The following is a 23979-nucleotide window of genomic DNA, read 5'->3' as shown; positions in this document are numbered from 1 at the left end:
TCATCAGCTGGGGCGATTGCTTCATCGTTTTTTGGCTCAGCGCTTTGCTCTGCTTGCGCCGCTTTTTTCGCTTTAGCACGGGCAATAGCAGCAGCTACCGCAGTCTTTTTGTCATCAGCTGGGGCGATTGCTTCATCGTTTTGTGGCTCAGCGCTTTGCTTAGCTTGCGCCGCTTTTTTCGCTTTAGCACGGGCAATAGCAGCAGCTACGGCTGATTTTTTATCATCAGGTGCTGATGATGACTCGCCCTCGGCAGCTTTTTGTTCTTTATATTTACGCGCTTTTTCTTTACGCAGTGCGCGCTCTTTAGCTACTTCACTGTTATCTGGCTCTAGCTCTTCACCTTGCTGTTTTTTCGCTTTGGCGCGGGCTATTGCAGCGGCTACAGCTGATTTTTCATCGCCATCGGATGATTTGCTCTTAACGCGGGCAAGAGCATCTGCTACTTTTTGTTTTTCATCTGGTGTTTTGGCCGCTGGTTTACGTTTATGGCGATTTTGACGTTCTTGTTGCTCGCGCTCTAGGCGCTCTTTACGGGCGTCAAAGCGCTCTTTTGCTCTATCGGCTTTAATTTTTTCGGCTTGCTGCTCTTTTATTTCTACTTTTGCTACGCGGTAATATTGCACCAATGGAATTTCGCTTGGGCATACATACGCACACGCGCCACATTCAATACAATCAAATAGGTTGTGTTCTTGTAATTTGTCGTATTCTTTTGATTTTGCAAACCATTGTAATTGCTGTGGTAATAACGAAGCAGGGCAGGCATCTGCACAGGCACTACAACGTATACAGGCTTTTTCAGGGCCAGGCTCTGCCAGCTCTTTATGATCGGGCGCTAAAATACAGTTGGTGGTTTTAATTACCCCAATACGCACAGTCGGTAAGGTAAAGCCCATCATTGGCCCGCCCATTACAACGCGCTGCTGGGGTACGGGTGAAAAACCTTGGCAATCTAGCAGGTGCTTAACTTCGGTGCCTAGTAATGCCCATACATTACCTGCATTATGAATGGTGTTACCTGTTACTGTAACAACGCGTTCAATAAGCGGTTTACCTTCGTATACGGCTTGTTGTACAGCAAACAAAGTACCGGTATTGTGCACTAAAATACCAATATCGGCCGGAATACCGCCGCTAGGTACTTCACGGTTTGTGAGTAATTTAATTAATTGTTTTTCGCCACCCGAAGGGTAAACAGTAGGCACTGTTTGAATGACAATATTCGCGTTGTGCTCTGCGGCACTTTTCATAGCTGCAATGGCTTCGGGTTTGTTATCTTCTATACCAACAATACACAGTGTCGGGTTTAGAATTTGTTGCATTAGCTCAATGCCTTGCACTACTTGCTTGGCATGTTCACGCATTAATACATCGTCGGCCGTTATGTAAGGTTCACACTCAACCGCATTAACAATTAAAAACTCAATAGGTTGCTTTATATCGGCTTTTACATAAGTAGGAAAGCCTGCTCCACCCATACCACTTATACCTGCTTGATGAATAATATCGACTAATTCATCGTGGCTAAGCTCACTTGGGTTAGGGGTAGGAGTCAGTTCGCACCATTGATCCTTGCCATCAGGCTCAATAATAATACTTAGCTCAGGTAGAGCCGATGGATGCGCCGAAGGCACAGGGCTAATATCTGTTATAGTGCCAGAGCTGGGCGCATGTACAGGCACAGACCAATTCGCAACAGGCACGGTAAGTGCTTGACCTTTTAATACCTGTTGGCCTTTTTCTACAATTAACTTACCGTTAGCACCTATGTGCTGTTTAATTGGTACAACTAACTTATCTGGCAGAGGGAGCCTAGCAATACGCGCACTGTTAGAGAGTGTTTTTTGTTGTGGTGGATGCACGCCGCCCGGGAATGCCCAAACGGTGCCTTTTTTAATTTGTTCAAGTAACTTTTCCACTCAAACCTCTAATCTATTTGCGTGACAGGAATAGCATCAAGTTGCCATTTCCAGTTTTGTTTTGTTTCGGCTACAGGCAGCATATCAATGCAATCTACAGGGCAGGGCTCTACACATAAATCGCAGCCGGTACACTCTTCAATTAATACAGTGTGCATTTGGCGTGTTGCACCAACAATGGCATCAACAGGGCATGCCTGGATACACTTAGTACAGCCTATGCACTCGTCTTCGCGAATATAGGCCACTGTTTTGATCGGCTCTGCTTGCTCACCACCGGCAAGCGGTTTAGGCTCAACGCCCATTAAATCGGCCAGCTTTTTAACCGTTGCTTCACCGCCTGGCGGGCATTTATTAATTTCATCTCCGTTGGCAATTGCCTCAGCATAAGGGCGACAGCCCGGATAGCCACACTGGCCACACTGAGTTTGTGGTAAAATGGTATCTATTTGCTCAACAATTGGGTCGCCTTCTACGCGAAAGCGAATAGCTGCAAAGCCTAAAATAAGTCCAAAAACAAGCGCTAGCGAGCCAAGCGCTATCAAGGCATACATTAAGGTCATATTAAAACTTCACTAATCCGGTAAAACCCATAAACGCCATTGACATTAAGCCGGCGGTTATCATGGCTATTGAGGCGCCTTTAAACGGGGTGGGAACATCTGCAGCAGCAAGGCGTTCGCGCAGCGCTGCAAATAATACAAGTACTAATGAAAAGCCAATGGCTGCGCCAAAACCATACACCGCGGATTGTAAAAAGGTGTGATCTTCTTTTATGTTAAGAAGCGCAACACCTAATACCGCACAGTTAGTGGTGATCAGCGGTAAAAATATACCTAATAAACGGTATAAAGTAGGGCTAGTTTTACGCACAACCATTTCGGTAAATTGCACCACAACGGCAATCACTAAAATAAAGCTCATGGTACGTAAAAATTCGATGTCTAGCGGCGCTAAAATATATTGATTAACTAAATAGCTTGTAACAGAGGCAAGAGTAAGCACAAACGTGGTTGCTAAAGACATGCCAATTGCGGTATCAAGCTTGCCTGATACACCCATAAATGGACATAAGCCTAAAAATTGTACTAATACAAAGTTATTAACTAGAACGGTTCCAATCAATAACAAGACATATTCTGTCATGTGTGCCTCGCGCTATTAAAATCCCGTGTATTATCCTTTTTTCTGCCCCGATAAACAACATATGCGAGTCGTTATCAGTTAAATAAACACGGTAAAATAATTAAGCGATCACAAAGCTGTAAAATTTATGTGATTTTAAAGTAAGTGAAAAATTAAACAGTTAAAACACAAAAAGAGCAACATGTGCTCTTTTTGTGTTTTTTTAAGCAGAGCTTAAATGTCTTTTGGTTTTTCTATGTAATAACCTTGCACGCCATCTAGGCATAAGGTTTCTACTATGTGTTTTTCTTCTTGGCTTTCAACGCCCTCTGCAAACACACTCACACCAATGCGGTGAGCTAAATCAACCATTAGGCGCATAAAGTATTGATTGTTTTTATCATCTTCTAGGCCGCGCGTGTAACTAGCATCCATTTTAATAAAGTCGGGTTTTAAATCACGGAAAAACTTAAACGAGGTTAATCCTACACCAAAGCGTTCAACCGTTACGCGGGCCCCTACGCGGTGTACCATATCAATAAAGCGTTTACTGGCTTTAATATTTTGCTGTAGGCCAAACTCACTTACTTCAAATACTAATTTAGAGGCTATATGCGTATCTTTTAATAAGCGGCGTTCTAACCAAATAACAAATTGGTCGTTATGTGCGCTTGAGGCGGTCACGTTCAGGCCAAAAAACTTTTCAGACAGGTTGCGGCTTTTAATTTTTTCAAGTGACGAGTCAATAATTAAGCGGTCAATTTCTATGGCCATGTCGAGCTTTTCAGCCATGGCTAAAAATGAGGCCGTAGGAAGCACTTGGTTATCTTCGGTTTTAAAACGTACTTGTATCTCTGCATAAGCCTTAATGCTTTTACCCAGCGGCATAATATTTTGCATTACTAAGTGAACACGTTTTGATTCAATTACTTCGTTAATCACTTTGCGCCAGTTTTGGTTACCAAACCCAGCACTTACATTATTAACTAAATCGGTTTCGCGCTGCACATGCCAAGCATTTACCTGCTTAGATTGCGCCATGCTCATTGCGTTATCTACAACCGATAATAGCTCGCCCAGCGGTTTGCCTTTTTCGTAGCCCACAATGCCCGTATTAGCCACAGAGCTGAGCTCTTGATTTTGCTGGTATTGGGTAAAGCGCGATTGCAGGTTTTCACCAAAACGCTCTGCTTCTTTAAGTGGGGTATTAGGTAATACTATGGCAAAGTCTGAGCTATTTAGCCTAAATACTTGGCTACCTGTGTAGGTACCACTTATATGTTTAATTATATCGGCCACACCTTTAACGTAGTCATCACCTTTTTGATAGCCACGGCTTTGGTTTATCGATTGCAGCTCACTACAGCGCACAAGCGCTAGCGAGCCAAAGGTACTGCGCTCACTGTTTTCGATGTGCTTTTCGTAATATTCAACAAACATATTACGGTTGCCTAATTCTGTAATCACATCTTTGTAGGCTTCTTGCTTAATGCTTAGGGCAGCGTTTTGAATATCATCATTTTTATTTTTTAAAAAATGCGAAAGGCGATTAAAGCTAGGGACCAAATCTTTACCTAGCTTTTTCATTTTACTGGCATCGAGCGCGGTGTTTAAGTCGTCACCAATTTGATTTTGGTTAATGTAAATGTCTATTACATCGGCAACGGTCATGCTGATATTTTTATTTAAGCTATGAAAAATAGACTTCATTAATATGATAGGAATAATCACTAACAACGCTGAGATAAAAATAACAATAAACAGTGAAGTTTGAAGTTGCTGTGCTAAACGCTCTATGTTGAGAGTAAATTCTACTTTTATGTCTGCGGCGTCGTTAACTGCAAATTGCGGGCGAACTGAATTAAAGCTAGATTGAATAAACTCAGCAAACATGGGAAGTTGGGTAGGGGAGTTAACTGAAAATACTTCAGCCCCTTGGTAGTCTCTTAGTATAAAGTTTGAAAACGTTTTACCATCGGCAATCGCTTTTTTTATACTTTCAGGCGAAATCTCGTCGCTTGTTAAGCTGTTAATGTAGTGTGTTACACTGGTTTGTGCCGAAGTTTGTGCTTCACTTACTGCATTATTAAAGCTTACAGATATGAAGTAGCTTCCAGCCGCAACACATACAAGCCAAGACAGGATTTGTATAAAAATAAGTTTTTTAAAGCCAGCCATGTTATCAATCTTTTAATAGTTCAAAAGGAAAGGAATCAAGTCCTTGATCATTCAACTAATAGCAACACATTAGAATAGAGATTATGTTTTAGTTATAAAGCAGAAGAGTAGTGGAAAATTACTGAAATGTCTATGAAATTCTTATGATTGGCTCCCCCTCCCCGACTCGAACGGGGGACCTGCGGATTAACAGTCCGTCGCTCTAACCAACTGAGCTAAGGGGGAACAAATAGAGATGTAATTTTATGATTTGGCTCCCCCTCCCCGACTCGAACGGGGGACCTGCGGATTAACAGTCCGTCGCTCTAACCAACTGAGCTAAGGGGGAACTACATCATAAACATAAACTTGGCTCCCCCTCCCCGACTCGAACGGGGGACCTGCGGATTAACAGTCCGTCGCTCTAACCAACTGAGCTAAGGGGGAAACGTTTATGATTGAAAAACTTGGCTCCCCCTCCCCGACTCGAACGGGGGACCTGCGGATTAACAGTCCGTCGCTCTAACCAACTGAGCTAAGGGGGAAGCGTCATGCCTTTCAACGGGGCGAAATATTAATGATGGAGCCGCAAAGTGTCAACATATAAAAGTCATAAATTTAAAAAAGTGCTTTATTCGTTGTTTTTATGTTCGATCTGCGCATTTTATAACTCTATTTATGCAAATCATAGAGATAAATCTGTATTTAAACTTACATCAATACGAAAAAAACAGCGCTCATGAATTAGTCATTGTTTAATTTATGTGTAAAAAATGCCAGTGAAGTAAAAGTTATCGCAGCTAATTAGTAAATTTGTATTTAATCCTATTGTCATAAAACCAAGTATAAATTTAGCTAGCAGAAGTTTTTTAGAAATCCAGTAATGGGTTTTTCTTCTACTGCAGTGTTTTAACATAGCCAATCGAGTAAACACGTTTCTCAGTAGTTTATTTTGAAAAGCTACACAAAAACAAAATTATCAATAAGTTGCTAAACAATTAGCTAAGATAAATAAGTGATATATGGAAGCATCCGAGGCAAAATTTTGCTTATCTTAATTTTTTGTTTGCAAGCATTGATAAGTTTTTAACTTTAGCATTTAGCAAAAGGTAAGCTAAAGCTAAATTATAGTCAGCGTGCAAGCCTTTATAAATGCGGGCTGGACTGAGTTATCCACGGTTTCTGTGGATAACTCTGTTTATGAAACTTTAAGAACAGTGTTCCGACCAGAGTTTATGGGCACTACAACGATTTCAAGCTTTTAAATCAATTTTTTTATTACATTTAAAAACATAGGCTTATAAATACATACTGAATTACCATGCGGTGATGAGTAAATTAATTTATTGCAATAATGATTAATACTGTGCTGTGTAAAAATTCAGCGAATTAGCAGGGGGTAATGTTAAAAAAGTGATAAAAATGTTCACTTATTGTTTTTTAGCGCTCTAAGAGTGTATTTATCTACAAATGCTTAAAAGTTCGACTTTACCTAATTTCTATATTGCTGCTTTATTAATAGTACAAAATCCATTGATAAATCCGTGGCTTGAATTGCTATGATGCTTTAAAATGGCAAGCTCAGTAAAAGAGGCTTATTTATTCCATGCGCGAAACTTCACATTCTCAGTCACGCCCAGATTTACTTAACGATCCCATCTTGCCTACATTAAAGAAAATGACCATTCCGATGATCTTTGGCATGATTACACTAATGATGTTCAACATTGTTGATACATTTTTTATTAGTATGTTGGGCACAGAGCCGCTTGCGGCGGTAAGCTTTACGTTTCCGGTAACCTTTACGGTAATAAGCCTAGCCATAGGCTTAGGTATTGGCACATCAGCGGTTATAGCTAAAGCTTTGGGCAGTAATAAAATAGAAGAGGCGCGTTTTGATGCCAGTGTGTCGCTTATTGTGGCGTTACTATTAGTTATTTTACTTTCGTTTGTTGGATATTTACTAATCGACCCAATATTCACTTTATTAGGGGCCGGACAATTAGTGCTGCCACTTATTCATAAGTATATGAATATTTGGTTTATTGGCAGCGTATTTTTAATTACCCCCATGATAGGTAATTCGGTATTACGAGCCAGTGGCGATACTAAAACCCCTAGTATAGTAATGGGTGGGGCAGGGCTTATTAATGCCATACTCGATCCTATTTTAATATTTGGCTGGGGCCCAGTACCGGCTTTAGGCATTCAAGGTGCCGCTATTGCCAGTGTTATCGCTTGGGGCGTTGCTGTTGTTATTATTCTATACGTGTTGGGCGTTAAAAAACGACTATTGAGCTTAAAAGCGGGTAATCAAACAGCGCTAAGTGCAATAACAAAAGTGCTTAAAATCGGCTTACCCGCAGCGGGGGCTAACATGCTTACCCCAGTGGCAATGGCTGTAATGACCGCACTCGTTGCTAATCATGGACCCGAAGCGGTTGCCGCTTTTGGTGTGGGCAGCCGTATTGAATCAATTACCTGTATTTTAGTGCTGGCCTTATCGATGACGTTGCCTCCTTTTGTTAGCCAAAACTTTGGGGCGGGTAAATTAGGTCGCGTAAAAGAGGCGTACATTGGTACGTTAAAATTTGTGATGATATGGCAATTTGCTAATTATATTTTACTCATTGCGCTTTCAGGGGTAATAAGCCAATTATTTGGTAAAGAGCAAGCTGTAATTGATGTTATTAAGCTCTTTATATACACCATACCGCTAAGTTATGGTTTTCAAGGGGTGATCATTTTATCAAATTCATCGTTTAATGCTTTACACAAACCGATGAATGCATTGTTTTTAAGTATTATTCGTTTGTTTGTTTTTTACCTGCCTTTTGCTTATATAGGCAGTATGCTAGGTGGCTTAATTGGTTTATTTATAGGCGCCGCAATCGGTAATGTATTCACAGGGTTAGTCGCGTACAAATGGTTTGTAAAAGAGCTAGATGCAATATGCAGTAACACGGTAACGGAGTAAATAAATGAGTGATCACTTTGAGCTAAAGTCACAATTTAAACCCGCGGGCGATCAACCCACAGCGATTAAACAGCTTGAAGAAGGCTTAGAAGCCGGGCTTGCGCATCAAACCTTACTCGGTGCCACAGGTACAGGTAAAACATTTACCATGGCCAATATTATTAGCGATTTAAATCGCCCAACAATAATAATGGCGCATAATAAAACACTAGCCGCGCAGTTGTATGGAGAAATGAAAGAGTTTTTTCCTAATAATGCAGTTGAGTATTTTGTATCTTACTACGATTACTACCAGCCAGAAGCCTACGTGGTTGCAAGCGATACATTTATAGAAAAAGACGCCTCTATTAATGAGCACATAGAGCAAATGCGTTTAAGTGCTACTAAGGCACTGCTTGAGCGACGCGATACCATAATAGTGGCGTCTGTGTCGGCTATTTATGGTTTGGGCGACCCCGACTCATACATGAAAATGATGCTGCTTTTAAAAGTAGGCGAGCAGGTCGACCAACGGGATATGCTACGCCGCTTAGCTGAGCTGCAATATACTCGTAACGACATTGACTTTAGCCGTGGTACTTACCGTGTACGTGGCGAAGTAATAGATATATTCCCAGCCGAGTCAGACACCTATGCAGTGCGTGTAGAAATGTTTGATGACGAAATAGAGCGCCTCAGTATTTTTGACCCCCTTACCGGTGCGGTTGAAAAACACATAGTTCGTGCCACTATTTACCCTAAAACGCACTACGTAACGCCTCGCGAAAAAATTCTTGATGCCATAGAAAAAATAAAAGCCGAACTTAAAGAACGCAGAGCACAACTACTAAGTGCCAATAAATTGGTAGAAGAGCAGCGCATAGCGCAACGCACTCAATACGACATAGAAATGATGACCGAGCTTGGTTATTGTTCGGGCATAGAAAACTACAGCCGTTATTTATCGGGGCGTACCCCGGGCGATCCACCACCCACATTGCTTGATTACCTCCCTGACGATGCATTAATGATAATTGATGAATCGCACGTCACTGTGTCGCAAATTGGTGCCATGTATAAAGGCGACAGAAGCCGTAAAGAAAACCTAGTTGAATATGGCTTTAGAATGCCATCGGCAATGGATAACCGCCCACTTAGGTTTGAAGAATTTGAAGCCATAGCACCGCAAACTATTTATGTATCGGCAACGCCCGGCGACTTTGAACTTGAGCGCAGCGCAGGCGAAGTAGCTGAACAAGTTATACGCCCAACAGGCCTGTTAGACCCAGAAATAGAAATACGCCCTGTAAGCACCCAAGTAGATGATTTACTCTCAGAAATTTATAAATGTGTAGAAAAAGGTGAGCGAGTACTGGTAACTACGCTTACTAAACGCATGTCTGAGGATTTAACTGATTACTTAAGCGAGCATAACGTAAAAGTGCGTTACCTGCACTCAGACATAGACACCGTAGAGCGCGTTGAAATAATTCGTGATTTACGCGCCGGTGTGTTTGATGTGCTAGTAGGTATTAACTTATTAAGAGAAGGCCTAGATATGCCTGAAGTGGCACTAGTGGCCATTTTAGATGCCGATAAAGAAGGCTTTTTACGTTCGGCACGTTCGCTTATTCAAACTATTGGCCGTGCTGCACGTCACCTTGATGGGCGCGCCATTTTATACGCCGACAAAGTAACTAAATCGATGGAAAAAGCGATTAGTGAAACGCAGCGCCGTCGTGAAAAACAGCATGCCTACAACATAGAGCACGGCATTGAGCCACAAGCCTTGGTTAAAAAGATCACCGATATTATGGATGTGGGTGAAGAAGCTGCACCACAAGATAATCTTAAACTAGTGCGTAAAGAGTCTAAAAAAATACTCAGTGCTAAAGAAATTGCCACACAAATTAAGCAACTTGAAAGCAAAATGCATGCTTATGCCAGCGATCTTGAATTTGAAAAAGCCGCGTCGGTACGCGACGAAATACACGAACTACAACAACAGTTGATTAACTAAATGACACCCGATTTTTCGCCTCTAATAAGTGCGCTTGAAGATGCGCCATTACTACAAAACGAACTATGCCGCGTATTCCATGGCCGCGGGCATAGCGTGGCATCGCTAAGCCATATTAATTTAGATTTTTACCCGCCGAGCTTATTTTTAATTTCGTATGATGAAATTGACGACGCCACGTTAAATACACTGACCAATACCCTTTGGACATGGGCGCAGCAGCATCACCCCGAGCTTATTACTGGGCTTGTGTATCAACAGCGCGCGGGTGTACAAAGCAATAATCGTTTAGTGCATGGCAATCTTCCCTCGCCACATGTGGTAAAAGAAAACGGCATCAGTTTTTTAGTGGATTTAACAAGCCGCCAAAATACCGGAATTTTCCCCGATATGCGCAGCGGCCGTGAGTTTGTTTCTGCCAATAGTAAACATGCAAAAGTACTTAATTTGTTTTCATACACCTGTGGTTTTTCTCTTGCGGCAATGCAAGGCGGGGCTGATCATGTAATGAACATGGATATGAGCAAAGGCGTACTTAAAGTTGGTAAGCAAAACCATCAACTCAACGGTTTTGAGCGTGGAGTGAGTTTTTTACCTCATGATATTTTAAAGTCGTTTGGTAAATTAAAAAAAGCAGCGCCGTTTGATTTAATTATTGTAGACCCGCCAAGCTTTCAAAAGGGCAGCTTTATTCTAACTAAAGATTATCAAAAGGTACTGCGCAGATTACCAGAACTTTTATGCGAAACCACACAGCTTTTATTATGCGCTAATAGCCCAGAGCTTAGCGAAGATGCGTTTAAGGCTTTAATCAACGAGCACACCCAAGGCGCAATAGAATTTGTTGAGCGCCTTGCACCCACAGCCCGTTTTGTAGAAGTAGACAGTAATAAAAGCCTAAAAGCGTTAGTGTATAAAACCGCGCACACTTTAACTTAAATGAAACTGAGTAAGCGTTTAAACGCAATTAATGCGTTAATTACTAACCCAGTAGATGTTATTTGGGATTGCTGCTGTGACCATGGTTACTTAGGCATTGCACTATTAAAGCGCCGCGCTGCAAAACAGGTTAATTTTGTTGATGTGGTAGATAAAATAATGGCAGAGCTGAGCGAGCACCTAGTAAATATTAGCCAAACACTGCCAAGTGATGTGCAATACGAAGTATTTTGCCAAGATGTTAGAGAAATAAAACTGGTTCCTAATGAATTAAATACCGTGGTTATCGCCGGAGTTGGCGGCGAATTAATGCTAAAACTTGTCGCCGGCATTATTAAAAACAATTGCGCTGCATCAGTGGCAAGCACCCGCTTTATAGTTTGTCCTATACACCATACTTATCATTTGCGCAGTGGCTTAGCCAAATTAGGCTTTGGCCTTGAAAGCGAGCAATTGATCACTGAAAACAACCGCTATTATGAGCTTATAGAGATAAGTCAACGTAGCGCCACATTGCTTACATCTACTGGCAACAGCATGTGGGATTTAAACAATGCATTGCACAGACAATACCTTAAACAGTTACTCACTCATTATAATAATATGCTTAATAAAGATGAGCTTTATTATCAAAAAGTTATAACAGGTTATAAAAACCTCAGCGGCGCTTAAAAATGACTTATTTAGGGCTAATTGTGTGATCTAATTTAAGGCGCTAAAACGTAATATCAACATAGATTATATCGCCTTGCGCGAGCTTATTTGGTTTACGTATGTCAGATAAAAAAAGTCGCATTGAGCCGTTACTCAGTGCAGAGCAAAAGTGGCAAAACAGTTACGAGCAACCAATTTCGTATGCGCCATTAGTGCAACTTGCGAATAAAAGCTGGATAGTTCCACAGCATTTTTTACGCTATAAACACACCTTATCAAGCGTTAATCAGGTGCTTGAAGATATTGATTTTTCGGCGCACTTTAGGGTGCTTGCTGCGCAAAAAAATGAACAACTTTATTTGCAAGTTGCCGTACTTAGCCCCGATAACTACAAAACCAGTAGTTATGCGGGCGAGGGCACCGACAAAAAGCTCCTGTTTGGTAGGCGCTGGATAGTAGAGGATAACTTACCGACCTCAGAACTTATTCAAACAGCGTTTTTAGCGCTTAAAATAGCGCGAGAGCACGAAGTAAGAGAGTTGTTTCAACTTACACACAGCGATAATACAACCAGCACCCCGTTTAATAATCATCATGATTTACCGGTTATGGCACAAAATGCAGAGCTCGTTACTGCGCATGCACCGCCGGGCACCGGGCAAAGACATACTATTGAACAGTTATTAAAACGGGTGGTATTTGCAAGTGCTAAGGTATCGCTAAGTGCTATGCAGCAAATAAGCTCGCAGCAGTGTTTATACACCTTAAAATTACACTGCAACACTTGCCAGCTTGCTGAATTTAATAACAAAACTTTTGCATTTTTAACCAGTGATAGCAGCGAAAATAGCTTTTTACATAGTCTTATCAGTGCGCTGGTTGATATAAGTAATGAGTATGTGAGTGAGCAATTTAAATACCAAGGGTTTGCCCGATTTAGTAAACACAACTGTGTAGAAAAAATAGGGGAGCTTAGTGTCGCAATGCGCTCGCCTAAAGTATTGGGCTTGTGTTCGCTTGGCAAACAACATGCTAATAAACTTAATTTTGAAATAGACAGCTCTCGTGCGCCGCAGGGCTGCGGCCAAGCTATTGATGGGTTTTTAGCTGCTCATGGCATAGAGCAGCCAGAAAACGCTCATTTATATCGTTTTTAAAGGCGGTTAATTTCTTCTTTTGTGGTGTAGCTTGAATCTGTCACTATGGCCTCAAGCGTTTGCACGCGCTCTTTTAAAGCAACCACTTGCGCACTTACCTCGGCAAGCTGTTTATTCGCATCTTGGTTGCTATCTTGCATTTTGTGTTTAAACTCAAGGTGCTTTTTGTACATATCGTAAATAACCCCAGAGCCAACCGAAATAAGCACAATAAGTACTATCATTGTAGTGCCTGACATAACCACTTCCTTTTATATTCATCGCTTTAGTTGTGTAAAGTATAACCGTATTTTAAAGTGGTTAAACCTGACAATTGTAACTTTATTTGTCGATTGTGGCTGCATGAAGCGGTGTTCATCATTGATACATACGGTTTATTGTTTAATACTGATAAAACATTAAAGTACGTATTTTATAATTAATACAGTGAGTTGCTATGTTAAATAATAAAATTCCACCGGTTATAGTGGTCCTGTTTTTTGCAGGCGTTATGGCTTTAATCGCGCATTATAGTGTTATTGATTTTACAGCGTTTATTACCTATTTAGCGGCAAGCTTAGTAATCATTGGCTGCGTGTTTTGTATTGCCGGCGTTGTTAGCTTTAAGCTTGCCCGAACCACAGTAAACCCTAATAAGCCCGAGCAGGCATCAAAGTTGGTAACCAGTGGCATTTATAAAATTTCGCGCAATCCTATGTATGTTGGGTTTGCATTTATTTTAGCGGGGTGGGGTATATGGCTGAGTTCGCTGTGGGCACTTTTATGCATCATTGGTTTTATTGTGTATTTAACGCTTTTTCAAATAATTCCTGAAGAACGGGCGTTAACTAAATTATTTGGCCAAGAATTCACTGAGTATAAAAACAAAGTAAAACGCTGGCTTTAACTTTAAGCAATAACAAAAAAGGCTATCGAAATGATAGCCTTTTTGCGTTTTACGCATGCGTTAGTGTACGCTATTCGTATTCTAACGGGTCAGTAACGTTATTAAGCTTAAATGCTTCTAAACGCTCTTGGCAGGCGCCACATTTTCCACAGGCTTTTTCACGGCCGTTATAACAGGTCCACGTTTGGCTGTAATCTAAGCCCATTTTTATACCGTCGGTTAAAATATCAATTTTGGTGTTATTTAAATACGGGCTAAAAATTTCTACTGCATCGTAGTTTGCAATACGACATACATCATCCATTTTTTTCACAAACTCAGGGCGGCAGTCAGGGTAAATAGCATGATCGCCCGAGTGAGCACCGTAATATACTTGGCTTGCTTTAAGTGATACTGCGTAACCAACCGCAAGCGAAAGCAAAATCATATTACGATTCGGCACAATGGTGCTTTTCATGCTTTCTTCTTCGTAATGGCCTTCAGGTACATCTATATCATCAGTGAGGGATGAACCTCCAATAAGCTGATTAATTGCTGATATATCTACAATTTTATGCGGCACATTAAGCTTCTCACACACTTGTGCAGCTACTTCAAGCTCTTTAACATGACGCTGACCATAGTCAAATGAAAGGGCATAAACATCATGGCCTTGCTGCAAGGCTTTATTTAATACGGTAAACGAATCCATACCGCCGGAATAAATAACAACTACTTTTTGCGTCATATCTGGATTGCTCTTTAGTTTTAATAGAGGTTTATATCAGGGCGCGATATACTACACGGCCGCAGCTTAAATAACAATTTTTGGGCAGCGCTTTTTCGTCTTTTATAGTAGCAATGTTGCAGCTAGGCAGTAAGTGAGATCTCTTTTGTACAAAATTAATGAAGTGTTTGAAACCATCCAAGGTGAAGCAAGTTTTACCGGTACACCCTCAATATTTTTGCGTTTGCAAGGCTGCCCAGTGGGCTGTGCATGGTGTGATACTAAACAAACTTGGGAAGTCGATAACGTGTACAAAGTATCACTTGATGAAACTGTAGAAAAAAAAGCCGATTCAGATCATTGGGCCGATGCCAGCGCTGAGCAAGTGCTTGAGCTATTTAAATCGCGTGGTTATACGGCAAAGCATGTTGTCATTACCGGCGGCGAGCCATGCATGTACGATTTAAACCCAGTGTGTAACTTATTACATGCACAAGGCTTTACTACGCAAATAGAAACCAGCGGCACTTTTGAAATACTCGCCCCTGAGCAAACGTGGGTGACCGTATCGCCTAAAATTAACATGCGCGGCGGCTACGAAGTACTTACCAGCGCCATGAAGCGCGCAAACGAAATTAAACACCCCGTTGCCATGCAAAAGCACGTAGAAGAGCTAGAAGAACTATTTACTAAAACAGGTGTTAACCCGAAGCTTGTTTATTTACAGCCAATAAGCCAAAAAGTATCAGCAACCAAATTAGCCATCGACACCTGTATTGCCAAAAACTGGCGCCTATCAATACAAGTACATAAATATTTAGGAATTAGCTAAACTTAAAGAGCAGCTGTAAGTGCTTAGCTGTAAGCGATAAGCTGCTCGGCGTTAAGTTATATTACGTAGATGCAAGGTTGGGTTGAGTGAAACGAAACCCTACACCACAACTCCATTACTCACTCTTTATATAAACCACCACACCAGCTTATTTAAACACGTAGGTCGGATAAGCGAAGCGCCATCCGACACAAAAAATTGAATACCGTAAAAATAAATTGGTTTCTGCTAAAAGCTCAGCAAGGGTAGCAAGGCTTTTAATTTAATCTCTCTTTAGATATTCAGCTACCGCAAGCACTTGTTCATGGGTTCCTGTTGGTAAAAGTCTGTCTACATTGTAGTCGTAGCATAAGTACTCTTCTTTACTCCACGCTGAAGATGTTTTGCTCCCAACTAAGAGTTTACTGCCACTTGCGCATTGGGTATAACCATTAGCGCGAGCTGCAATTTGCCAAGTAACATAATTCGTAATAAGCATAACTATTGAAGCTACTAGCATTACACCAACAGCTTGTCCCAATTTCATTTTTACTTTTTCATAAATAGGCTTTTTAAATAACTTCGATAAAATGTCAAAAACACCGATAAATGACCCCAGCCATAAAACTATACTGCCTGGAATCATTAAAATATCAGCGGTAGACGAAACAATTATTGGATAAATACTATATGGGTATAAAATCCCTTGTATTATTTCGCTAAAAAGATAAGAAATCATTAGCCAACTAATACCAACACTTAATAGAATTGTAAACACAACGGCAAATATAAAAGTAGGATCTAAACTATTTAATCGTAACTTAAATGAATCTACCATGGGTTAACTAGCTCACTTAAAAAGCTGTTGAGATCTTTTCTTGCTTTGATCTTTATAGATTTCAGGAATGAATTTACCGTGGCTATATAAACCCTATGAATTTCTTCTCCAGTAGTTTTCATTAACTGTCTTTCTTTATACTCTAGATATTTTATGAATGATTTGGTTATTTTAAGCCTTTCATCAATTGAATTTAGTCCCATACTTACAATAACCCCTATAATAATCCCCGAACCAATAGCTACAACAGCTACTGTTCCACTAGCAAGTGCTATACCTGCCAAAATACCAGCCAGTGCCCCTATAACAGCTTTAACGATATCAGTACTCGTTGTTGCCAACCAGTTTGTCCAACGATAATCCTCTTCAAAAAGCCAATTGATGCTATTCAGAGTCACAGAAAAAAATACTGAAATATAAAAACCGCTTTTAGCTCCTTGTTTCAAAGCCTCTTTACCTACACCAACGTTTACTACTTGTGTATTATTAGCAAGATACCTTGTTCCTCTAAGGATAGTCCTAACTTTGTGATTACCTTTAAAAACGATATATTTCTTTCCATTGCGAGTAATGGGCTCGTATTTACCAAAGATGTTTCCTGAACGCTTAAAGTCGTTATATATAGCTAAAAAAGAAGGTGTGTCTTTTATTGCAGAGCCAAATGTAGCAGCATTTGCTAACGATATTTGAGCAAGAGACAAACCTGTAACTTCTGAAAGATACTGTTCAATTTCCGCTTGAGATTTTCCACGCGCAGATTGAACTGCCACCCAGAGTTTTAAAAACTCTTCGTGGGTAAGTACAAAAATATCTGTTTGGTATTTATTAAAGTCACTCTCTAGATTCGAACGCAGTTTATCTTTGTTGATACTTGGGTGATTGTGAGGTTGATAATTCAGAAATGGACCTGGCATGCATTTTCATCCTTTAAGTAATTAATTTAATCCTTTAATTTAGTACCCATTATAAAAAGATGCATTGTCTAAAACAACCCCAATGTATAATAATAGTCAAAATTTACCATCCACATGAAATACAATGGCCACATCAACAATGCTCAATAGATAAGTATCTGTTTAATAATATATTATTAAACACTAAAGTTGTTCATGTGACCATTTCCAAAAGTTTAGGAACTTGGTTGATAGTTACTAAAATAATTTAAGTGATGAGTAACTCATATGGTACTTTTTAAAGTAAGTAATTTATTTTTTTTGATATAAATATTTTAATCCCTTTTTATATTGCTCTTGAATACCAAGCCTATGATAAGCCGCTCAACTATAGTGGCTAGGCTTATTAAAAACTCATACCATCATCACAAAACGTAATCATAAATATCATATTTGATAATTTTTTGTCCTCGTTACATTCATTTATTATGGCTAATTAATCCCCTTTAATTACTTTTAACGTCCTTGCCGTTAAGGAACACGCCATGAATAAAAAAGAGTTAAACCGTAGAGATTTTATGAAGTTATCGGCAGCAGGGTTGGGTGCTGCGGCGCTGCCTATGCTGTTTACTAGTTTAAATGCTAATGCAAATTCGCTAATGAGTGGCAAGGGTGAGCAAGCAAATGGCTTACCTGCTTCACGCATGCCTTATCCGCGTACGTTTTCGCATATAGGTGTGTCAGTACCAAACTTAGAGCAAGCCGTTAAGTTTTACACTGAGGTGTTGGGCTGGTATTTAATTATGAAGCCTACAAAAATAACAGAAGATAAATCACCAATAGGTGAAATGTGCACAGATGTATTTGGTGCGGGGTGGGGCAGCTTTAAAATAGCCCATTTATCAACAGGTGATAGGGTGGGCGTTGAGCTATTTGAATTTAAAAATCAGCAAAACCCTAAAAATAATTTTGAGTATTGGAAAACAGGGATATTTCATTTATGCGTTCAAGACCCTGATGTAGAAGGGCTTGCTGATAAAATTGTGGCTGCGGGCGGTAAAAAGCGTATGAAAGCGCCGCGCTATTATTACCCAGGGGAAAAACCATACCGCATGATTTACATGGAAGACCCGTTTGGCAATATTTTAGAAATTTATAGCCACAGTTACGAGCTTATATATTCGAGTGGCGCTTATGGTTAATTAATTATGTAACGTGCAACCGTACTTAAAAAACGTCAATAAAAAAGCGTTGCTCAAGAGCAACGCTTTTTTCTATTTTTTGATAGCTGATAGCTGATAGCTGATAGCTGATAGCTGATAGCTTACTTATTCTGCTGCTAAGTAATCTAAAACCACTTGATGGTGATCTTTAGTTTTAAACTTATCAAATAAGTGTTTAATTTTACCGTCTTGGCCTACTAAAAATGTTAGGCGGTGAATACCATCGTATTCTTTACCCATAAACTTTTTGTAGCCCCATACACCAAATGCTTCAGCAATGGCGTGATCTTCATCGGCTAATAAATCAAAATTAAGCTCTTTTTTAGTTTCAAAGTTTTTAAGGCGCTTAATTGGGTCTGGGCTAATACCGACAACACGGGTGTTAAATTTAGCAAGTTCGTTCTGTTGGTCACGTAAGTTCTCGGCTTGTACCGTACAGCCCGGTGTAGAGGCTTTTGGGTAAAAGTACACCAGTACCTGTTGCTCTTTTAGCAGCTCGCTTAATGTGACTGTTTCGTCGTTTTGATTTTGTAAGCTAAAAGCGGGTGCAGTATCACCGGCTTGTAGAGGGCTAATTTTGTTCATGCTGTGCTCCTTAGCGAATACGTTTAAAAATATAATCTACGTTAAGAGTGTGCGAAAGGTTTTCAAAGGTCACTTTAAATTGGTCTATATCAACTTCAACAGGGATATTAAACTCAATTTCGCAGCGCATTTTTGTGTCGGTTTCTTCATCGTAGGTGTCTGACTTTAATGAGCAAATGCTAATGTGGTGATCGGCAAAAAAACGCGTTACTTTACTCAGTGTGCCAGGTGTGTCTATCCCTGTGTATTCAAGGGTGTAGCCTGCGCAAAATTCACTCTCGGTGTGGCGAGTGGTGCTGCGCTTCATCATGGTGAGTAGGCCGAGCTCCATGCCTTTAGTGGGCAAGGTATGCTCTATGCGGCTAATGGCCGACATATCGCCGCTTAGCAACATGGTGAAGGTAAATTCGCTGCCTAAAATGGCTATTCGGCTATCTATAATATTGCAATGACAATCACTTACAAGTTGTGTAAGTTCACTTACAATTCCCGGTCTATCTTCGCCAATAGCGGTTAAAACAATTTGATGATTTGAAAATGCAGTCATGAAGTTTAATACCTACGTTTTTTGAATTATAACAACCGAGTTGATATAGCCCGTTACACCTACAATACGATGCACGGCGGCGAAGTTTAACACAAAAAACAGCCTAAACTACATAGGTGCTTAATTAAAGGCGCTTTAAAACGTTGTGTTCCTTGTTTTTACTGGCACAGGAAAGTACCATAGCTTAAATTTGTCTTTTTGCTGTGATTGATTTTATAACACCTAGGTGTGAACTTTATTGCAATTAGACAGCCAAATAATAAATGTAAAGTTAATGTTGATTTTACACTGAACCAAATTCGGTATTACCCACTCATATACGTGTAAAACAATTAAAGGGTATGCTAAGGAGAAATATCTGTGCAGTATTGGATCCCAAAAGCACTTGCAGTGAGTGTATTGGTAAGTTTATCAGGGTGTAATGTTTTTATTAATGAAGCGCACAACGAACGCAATTATCGCACCCATGAAGGTGTTAAAACCCCGCCATCGTTATCTCAACCAGCGCAAGATCCTGTTTATAAAATGGATGTGGGCCAATACGATAACAACCCAGAGGCAACAAACTATCGTCCACCAGCACAGGTTTTAACTGTTGCTAAAGGTAGCTGGGTAGAAGAAGGCGACAAACAAGCGCGTATTTATTTTGATAAAAACGATGGCATTGTTGATTTAGATGAATTTGTATGGGATTCAATTAAAGCGGTTATTGCCGAAAATAATGCAACGACCACAAAAGAAGATAAGCTACTAGGTATTATCGAAACCGATTGGTACGCCATAATTAAAGCGGAAGAAAGCTGGTTGTGGGATGATGAGGTAAGCGAAAACCTGGAGCGCTTTAGGTTCACAATTGAAGAAAAATCGCATCAGCGTACTGCTTCGCTACGTGCTGAACTTATTGATTTTAAAGGTGATGACACATTAACTGATTTACTTAAGCAGCAATTAGAAGTACGCGCACTTAACCAAGTTGTGGCTGAGTTTGACTATCGCTATCGTCAACTAGAAGTAGAAAACCGTAAGCGCCAAGGTATTATTTCTTTAGAAATGGGCTTTGATAATAAGGGCAATGCTGCACTTGTTACTGAGCAATCATACGATGCAGTATTCGATCGCTTCTCAGGCTTTTTAGAGCGCCTATCGTTTACTATTGTTGAGATTAAAACCGATACCGGCTTAATAACTGCCGACTACAACAAGCCAGAGAGCAGCGTATGGGATTCTATTTGGGGCGATGACGTTGCGCAGCTTCCTATTGAAGAAGGCCAATACCAAATTTTAGTCAGCAAAACCAAAGAAGGCGGTACAAGCTTAACCTGGATGGATGATAAAGGCGAAACACTCGAACCTGGCACCATGAATGGCTTACAACAAGCGTTAGAAGCAGCACTTATTCAGCGCGGCATCAAAATTTAATAATTAATTATAAGTTTTTACTACAAAAAGAGCGCTTTGCTCTTTTTGTAGTTTTTATGGATTAAAAAATATGTCTCAGTTACCTCCTCGCGGGCACTATACGTGGCGCACTTGGTTTACTTTTTTAGTACCGTCGTTAATTGGTGTGTTTTTATTTATGACACCCATTCCTACCGCCGACGGAATGACCATTCCTATTGCGTTAATGGCTAAAGGCGTGCAAGCGTTGATGTCTGGTTCAGCGCAAGCAATTATTACCTTAATTATTTGTATTACTGGCGTTATGTCGGTGATCACTAAAGTATTTAAACCCGCCGCTATTTGCCAATCACCCCTGTTAAAACATTTATTTGATGTAAGTGTCGTGTGGTTAGTGGTGCGTTTATTTGGTATGGCGTTTGTGCTAATGACCCATTTAGGGTTAGGTAGCGAGGCTATTACCTCAGCAAACACAGGCGCTTTAGTATTAAACGACTTATTACCTGTTTTGTTTTCGGTATTTATACTGGCCGGTTTATTACTGCCTTTACTAATAAACTTTGGGTTATTAGAACTTGCTGGCACCATGCTTACCAAGGTAATGCGCCCTGTATTTGGTGTACCTGGGCGAAGTGCGGTTGACTGTACTGCGTCATGGTTAGGTGATGGCAGTGTCGGTATTTTAATGACCGCAAGGCAGTACGACCAAAAGCACTACACGCAACGCGAAGCCGCTATTATTGGTACTACGTTTTCGGCAGTTTCAATTACCTTTAGCTTAGTGGTTTTAGGCCAAGTTAAATTAGAGCACTTATTTGCCCCATTTTATGCCACCGTATGTTTAGCGGGTGTGGTTGCCGCTATTATTGTGCCGCGCTTACCACCACTTTGCTTTAAAAAAGATTTGCTTATTGATGGCAGTGAGCCAAATCGCGATGCTGAGACTATCCCAACGGGTAAAAGCTTAGTAGGGCACTCGCTCGATGTTGCATTAGCTAAAGCCAATAACTCATCAGGTTTTAAAGGTACCTTGAAAGAGGGCGTACATAATGCCCTTGATATGGTGTTTGGTGTACTGCCTGTAGTTATGGCGGTGGGTACATTTGCACTTATTATTGCAGAGTACACGCCGGTATTTCAGTACTTAGGTATGCCGTTTGTGCCATTTTTAGAATGGTTACACGTCCCCGAGGCACAGGCCGCGGCACAAACGATTATGGTGGGATTTGCCGATATGTTTATTCCGTCAATTTTGGCAGCAGGCACCATTGAAAGTGATGTAACGCGCTTTATTATTGCTGCAATGAGCGTAACTCAGCTAATTTACATGTCTGAGGTTGGCGCACTTTTACTGGGTAGTAAAATACCGGTAAACATTGTTGAGCTGTTCGTTATATTTATTTTGCGTACGCTTATTACACTGCCGGTTATTGCCTTAATGGCGCATTGGTTAGTTGGCTAGTAGCGTATTTTAATCAAAAAAAGCCCTGATTTATCGGGGCTTTTTTGTGGCTAGTTATTTCAATTTAGCTTAATACTTAACATGATTAAGTGGCAAATTGATACTAGATGCGAATGAAGGTTAAAAACGCCTTGCCACCGAAAGAGTTAAAAAGTTTAAACCCGGGTTAGGGGCTTTAAATCCGGCGTTTGAGTAATGAATAACCCGAAGCGCTACGTTAGTGTGGCCAAAGTCTGCAACTAGGCCTATGCGGTCTTCAAATTGGTAGTGAGTACTAATGTTTTTGCCCGCAAATTTAGTTTCATCAATAAGCGATACACCAATACCTGCTTCAATATAAAACGGGGTATTGTGAAAACTAAAAGCAGGAAACTGCAGCACAGGCGACATAGCCAGCACAAGATTAGATTGCGAGTTGTCACCATGGCGGTACTGCCACATATTAACGCTGGTTTCAAAATAAAAGCGCGCATCGCCCACTAAGTTTTGCAAACTAGGAGCGTGATATTGATAAGCTAGCTTAATACCATTTACGTTGCCTTCGCCTTTGAGCATATCTACGGCGTAACCATGATTAGACTGCGCAAATACAGAGTTACCCCATACAGAAATAATTAAAAATAAAGTAATAGTGAAAGTTTTATATACCGTTTTCATAACTGCCAAATTGGTGTGTGAGTCGAATGAGTAATTAAATGATAAGGGCGGGGTATTTACATTTTCAATGAGGACAAAATACCGCTTGTTTATGGGGTGTTAACAAGGGATGCTTAACTGACTGAAATTAAATAGTTTATTTTATTGGTGCTGTTTTGGCATTAATAAGGTGCATTTTTGTGCCTTTTTTTGTGAGTTAAAATCGCGTAATTTAGCCACATCTTAATCACACACATGGTCACGCTCATGAAACTTTTTAACACTATTTTTATTGCTGCTGCTTTTTTTAGCAGCGCGTTATTTGCGCAAACTGCGCAGTCACCTCAACATATGCTTGAGGGTGTTGCCGATACGCTTTTTAGCGATATTGCAAAAGTAAATGCACAAGGTGATGCAAGCAAAGCCGATATGGCGCGCATTGTAGAGACGCGTTTAATGCCAAACATAGATATTAAGTTTGTGTCGTTTAAATTGCTTGGAAAACACATAAAAGGCATTGAGCGTGAGCAAGCTGTACGCTTTATTGATGCAGTAGAGCATTATTTAACAGGTACTTACGCAGGTGCGCTTATGAAGTACACCGGACAACAAGTAGTCTTTGAACAAGATACCGCTAAAAGCGACTCTGAGTACGCCACGGTTAAAACGCAAATTATTGAGCCAAATGCGCCCGTGATTGATCTGCATTTTAAGCTGCGCCAAGGTAAGGACCAGCAATGGAAAGTATACGACATTGTTGCCGAAGGTATTTCGCTATTAAGTGCTAAGCAAAAAGAGATCATTCAACGTATTTCTGATGTCGGTTTAGAGCAAGTAATTACTGAACTAAAAAATAAATAGTTCCTCGCTGATTAAGACCCCCTCCAACCACAAAAGCAGCCGCACTTGAGTGTATTGGCTGCTTTTATATTTTCTTAATATTCATCTACTTTAAGCTCACAGCAAAAAAAAGGTGTGATAGAATATCACCACGTCGATTAAGCGTGGTGTCAGCTAAAAACTGCTATAACTGACCCCTCATCAAGCTACACTGGAGTTGTGCT

General features: G+C 40.4%; 22 protein-coding genes, 4 tRNA genes and 1 pseudogene. 12 read left to right on the top strand and 15 right to left on the bottom strand.

Translation table 11 applies throughout. From position 1 onward, the window contains the following. From rsxC to AN391_RS15865, 8 genes are all read right to left on the bottom strand, one after another. A partial coding sequence (gene rsxC / locus AN391_RS15900; RefSeq protein ID WP_055016306.1) for an electron transport complex subunit RsxC occupies window positions 1-1922 on the bottom strand: 1922 nt, incomplete at its 3' end. An 8-nt stretch (window positions 1923-1930) separates the two neighbouring features. Next, window positions 1931-2485, bottom strand: coding sequence for an electron transport complex subunit RsxB (gene rsxB / locus AN391_RS15895; RefSeq protein WP_004589479.1), 555 nt, complete (start codon window positions 2483-2485; stop codon window positions 1931-1933). A 1-nt stretch (window position 2486) separates the two neighbouring features. Then, the gene (rsxA, locus tag AN391_RS15890) at window positions 2487-3068 is read right to left on the bottom strand and encodes an electron transport complex subunit RsxA (RefSeq protein ID WP_055016305.1); all 582 of its coding nucleotides are present in this window, start codon (window positions 3066-3068) and stop codon (window positions 2487-2489) included. A gap of 213 nt (window positions 3069-3281) precedes the next feature. Continuing rightward, the gene (locus AN391_RS15885) at window positions 3282-5225 is read right to left on the bottom strand and encodes an EAL domain-containing protein (protein ID WP_055016304.1); all 1944 of its coding nucleotides are present in this window, start codon (window positions 5223-5225) and stop codon (window positions 3282-3284) included. Window positions 5226-5373: 148 nt separating this feature from the next. Then, window positions 5374-5450 (bottom strand) — tRNA-Asn (locus tag AN391_RS15880). Window positions 5451-5476: 26 nt separating this feature from the next. Next, a tRNA-Asn gene (locus tag AN391_RS15875) sits at window positions 5477-5553 on the bottom strand. A 21-nt stretch (window positions 5554-5574) separates the two neighbouring features. Further along, window positions 5575-5651, bottom strand: a tRNA-Asn gene (locus AN391_RS15870). Between the two features lie 21 nt (window positions 5652-5672). Then, window positions 5673-5749, bottom strand: a tRNA-Asn gene (locus tag AN391_RS15865). 1061 nt (window positions 5750-6810) lie between these two features. Between AN391_RS15865 and AN391_RS15860 the strand changes: the two genes are divergently transcribed. The 5 genes from AN391_RS15860 (at window position 6811) to AN391_RS15840 (ending at window position 12930) form a co-directional block, all read left to right on the top strand. Further along, complete coding sequence (locus AN391_RS15860; RefSeq protein WP_055016303.1) at window positions 6811-8181, top strand: MATE family efflux transporter; 1371 nt, start codon at window positions 6811-6813, stop codon at window positions 8179-8181. Window positions 8182-8185: 4 nt separating this feature from the next. Continuing rightward, a complete protein-coding gene (gene uvrB / locus AN391_RS15855; protein WP_055016302.1) occupies window positions 8186-10180 on the top strand; it encodes an excinuclease ABC subunit UvrB in 1995 nt (664 codons plus the stop codon). Continuing rightward, window positions 10181-11119 (top strand): class I SAM-dependent methyltransferase, encoded by a 939-nt coding sequence (locus tag AN391_RS15850; RefSeq protein WP_055016301.1) that lies wholly within the window; start codon window positions 10181-10183, stop codon window positions 11117-11119. Then, complete coding sequence (locus tag AN391_RS15845; protein ID WP_055016300.1) at window positions 11120-11791, top strand: tRNA (adenine(22)-N(1))-methyltransferase TrmK; 672 nt, start codon at window positions 11120-11122, stop codon at window positions 11789-11791. A gap of 101 nt (window positions 11792-11892) precedes the next feature. Further along, window positions 11893-12930, top strand: a complete 1038-nt coding sequence (locus AN391_RS15840; RefSeq protein ID WP_055016299.1) for a hypothetical protein — start codon at window positions 11893-11895, stop codon at window positions 12928-12930. Here AN391_RS15840 and AN391_RS15835 read toward each other — a convergent pair. Beyond that, window positions 12927-13169, bottom strand: a complete 243-nt coding sequence (locus tag AN391_RS15835; protein ID WP_024034198.1) for a hypothetical protein — start codon at window positions 13167-13169, stop codon at window positions 12927-12929. The two genes, AN391_RS15840 and AN391_RS15835, sit on opposite strands and share 4 nt — an antisense overlap. 197 nt (window positions 13170-13366) lie before the next feature. Here AN391_RS15835 and AN391_RS15830 point away from each other — a divergent pair, with 197 nt between their 5' ends. Beyond that, window positions 13367-13816 (top strand): isoprenylcysteine carboxylmethyltransferase family protein, encoded by a 450-nt coding sequence (locus AN391_RS15830; RefSeq protein ID WP_055016298.1) that lies wholly within the window; start codon window positions 13367-13369, stop codon window positions 13814-13816. A 70-nt stretch (window positions 13817-13886) separates the two neighbouring features. On the opposite strand, the gene queC is transcribed toward AN391_RS15830, so the two are convergent. Next, window positions 13887-14543 carry a 7-cyano-7-deazaguanine synthase QueC gene (queC, locus tag AN391_RS15825; RefSeq protein ID WP_055016297.1) on the bottom strand — a complete coding sequence of 219 codons (657 nt, stop codon included), beginning with the start codon at window positions 14541-14543 and terminating at the stop codon, window positions 13887-13889. Between the two features lie 145 nt (window positions 14544-14688). Here queC and queE point away from each other — a divergent pair, with 145 nt between their 5' ends. After that, window positions 14689-15354 (top strand): 7-carboxy-7-deazaguanine synthase QueE, encoded by a 666-nt coding sequence (gene queE, locus AN391_RS15820; protein ID WP_055016296.1) that lies wholly within the window; start codon window positions 14689-14691, stop codon window positions 15352-15354. Window positions 15355-15616: 262 nt separating this feature from the next. Here the strand turns inward: queE and AN391_RS15815 are convergent, their stop codons facing one another. Continuing rightward, entirely contained in the window at window positions 15617-16171 is a 555-nt protein-coding gene (locus tag AN391_RS15815; RefSeq protein WP_055016295.1) for a hypothetical protein, read from the bottom strand. Then, on the bottom strand, window positions 16165-17085 hold the full coding sequence (locus AN391_RS15810) for a hypothetical protein (RefSeq protein ID WP_055016294.1): 921 nt from the start codon (window positions 17083-17085) through the stop codon (window positions 16165-16167). Before AN391_RS15810 ends, AN391_RS15815 begins: the two co-directional genes overlap by 7 nt. A gap of 524 nt (window positions 17086-17609) precedes the next feature. Between AN391_RS15810 and AN391_RS20905 the strand changes: the two are divergent. Next, a pseudogene (locus AN391_RS20905) lies at window positions 17610-17690 on the top strand (twin-arginine translocation signal domain-containing protein); the annotation flags it as partial. Window positions 17691-17723: 33 nt separating this feature from the next. After that, window positions 17724-18266 carry a lactoylglutathione lyase family protein gene (locus AN391_RS15805; RefSeq protein WP_055016307.1) on the top strand — a complete coding sequence of 181 codons (543 nt, stop codon included), beginning with the start codon at window positions 17724-17726 and terminating at the stop codon, window positions 18264-18266. Between the two features lie 126 nt (window positions 18267-18392). Here AN391_RS15805 and bcp read toward each other — a convergent pair whose 3' ends face one another. Both bcp and AN391_RS15795 read right to left on the bottom strand, forming a co-directional pair. Next, complete coding sequence (gene bcp, locus AN391_RS15800) at window positions 18393-18872, bottom strand: thioredoxin-dependent thiol peroxidase (protein ID WP_055016293.1); 480 nt, start codon at window positions 18870-18872, stop codon at window positions 18393-18395. A gap of 10 nt (window positions 18873-18882) precedes the next feature. Further along, on the bottom strand, window positions 18883-19419 hold the full coding sequence (locus tag AN391_RS15795) for a glycine cleavage system protein R (RefSeq protein WP_055016292.1): 537 nt from the start codon (window positions 19417-19419) through the stop codon (window positions 18883-18885). 360 nt (window positions 19420-19779) lie between these two features. Here AN391_RS15795 and bamC point away from each other — a divergent pair, with 360 nt between their 5' ends. Then, entirely contained in the window at window positions 19780-20838 is a 1059-nt protein-coding gene (gene bamC / locus AN391_RS15790; RefSeq protein WP_055016291.1) for an outer membrane protein assembly factor BamC, read from the top strand. Between the two features lie 70 nt (window positions 20839-20908). Next, window positions 20909-22279, top strand: coding sequence for a YjiH family protein (locus tag AN391_RS15785; protein WP_055016290.1), 1371 nt, complete (start codon window positions 20909-20911; stop codon window positions 22277-22279). Window positions 22280-22399: 120 nt separating this feature from the next. On the opposite strand, the gene AN391_RS15780 is transcribed toward AN391_RS15785, so the two are convergent. Beyond that, window positions 22400-22936: an acyloxyacyl hydrolase gene (locus tag AN391_RS15780; RefSeq protein ID WP_055016289.1), complete on the bottom strand. Its 537-nt coding sequence runs from the start codon at window positions 22934-22936 to the stop codon at window positions 22400-22402. A gap of 246 nt (window positions 22937-23182) precedes the next feature. On the opposite strand from AN391_RS15780, the gene AN391_RS15775 reads away from it, so the two are divergent. Continuing rightward, window positions 23183-23776, top strand: a complete 594-nt coding sequence (locus tag AN391_RS15775; protein WP_004589167.1) for a phospholipid-binding protein MlaC — start codon at window positions 23183-23185, stop codon at window positions 23774-23776. Window positions 23777-23979 lie beyond the last annotated feature (203 nt).

Origin of the sequence: Pseudoalteromonas sp. P1-13-1a (assembly GCF_001401875.1) — a bacterium.
Taxonomy (GTDB): domain Bacteria; phylum Pseudomonadota; class Gammaproteobacteria; order Enterobacterales; family Alteromonadaceae; genus Pseudoalteromonas.
This window is presented reverse-complemented; position numbering and strand designations above follow the sequence as displayed.

Excerpts from the sequence above, each read along its gene's own strand:
- rsxB (WP_004589479.1), bottom strand. The coding sequence starts at position 2,485 with ATGACCTTAATGTATGCCTTGATAGCGCTTGGCTCGCTAGCGCTTGTT.
- rsxA (WP_055016305.1), bottom strand. The coding sequence starts at position 3,068 with ATGACAGAATATGTCTTGTTATTGATTGGAACCGTTCTAGTTAATAAC.
- AN391_RS15885 (WP_055016304.1), bottom strand. The coding sequence starts at position 5,225 with ATGGCTGGCTTTAAAAAACTTATTTTTATACAAATCCTGTCTTGGCTT.
- AN391_RS15860 (WP_055016303.1), top strand. The coding sequence starts at position 6,811 with ATGCGCGAAACTTCACATTCTCAGTCACGCCCAGATTTACTTAACGAT.
- uvrB (WP_055016302.1), top strand. The coding sequence starts at position 8,186 with ATGAGTGATCACTTTGAGCTAAAGTCACAATTTAAACCCGCGGGCGAT.
- AN391_RS15850 (WP_055016301.1), top strand. The coding sequence starts at position 10,181 with ATGACACCCGATTTTTCGCCTCTAATAAGTGCGCTTGAAGATGCGCCA.
- AN391_RS15845 (WP_055016300.1), top strand. The coding sequence starts at position 11,120 with ATGAAACTGAGTAAGCGTTTAAACGCAATTAATGCGTTAATTACTAAC.
- AN391_RS15840 (WP_055016299.1), top strand. The coding sequence starts at position 11,893 with ATGTCAGATAAAAAAAGTCGCATTGAGCCGTTACTCAGTGCAGAGCAA.
- AN391_RS15835 (WP_024034198.1), bottom strand. The coding sequence starts at position 13,169 with ATGTCAGGCACTACAATGATAGTACTTATTGTGCTTATTTCGGTTGGC.
- AN391_RS15830 (WP_055016298.1), top strand. The coding sequence starts at position 13,367 with ATGTTAAATAATAAAATTCCACCGGTTATAGTGGTCCTGTTTTTTGCA.
- queC (WP_055016297.1), bottom strand. The coding sequence starts at position 14,543 with ATGACGCAAAAAGTAGTTGTTATTTATTCCGGCGGTATGGATTCGTTT.
- AN391_RS15815 (WP_055016295.1), bottom strand. The coding sequence starts at position 16,171 with ATGGTAGATTCATTTAAGTTACGATTAAATAGTTTAGATCCTACTTTT.
- AN391_RS15810 (WP_055016294.1), bottom strand. The coding sequence starts at position 17,085 with ATGCCAGGTCCATTTCTGAATTATCAACCTCACAATCACCCAAGTATC.
- AN391_RS15805 (WP_055016307.1), top strand. The coding sequence starts at position 17,724 with ATGAGTGGCAAGGGTGAGCAAGCAAATGGCTTACCTGCTTCACGCATG.
- bcp (WP_055016293.1), bottom strand. The coding sequence starts at position 18,872 with ATGAACAAAATTAGCCCTCTACAAGCCGGTGATACTGCACCCGCTTTT.
- AN391_RS15795 (WP_055016292.1), bottom strand. The coding sequence starts at position 19,419 with ATGACTGCATTTTCAAATCATCAAATTGTTTTAACCGCTATTGGCGAA.
- AN391_RS15785 (WP_055016290.1), top strand. The coding sequence starts at position 20,909 with ATGTCTCAGTTACCTCCTCGCGGGCACTATACGTGGCGCACTTGGTTT.
- AN391_RS15780 (WP_055016289.1), bottom strand. The coding sequence starts at position 22,936 with ATGAAAACGGTATATAAAACTTTCACTATTACTTTATTTTTAATTATT.
- AN391_RS15775 (WP_004589167.1), top strand. The coding sequence starts at position 23,183 with ATGAAACTTTTTAACACTATTTTTATTGCTGCTGCTTTTTTTAGCAGC.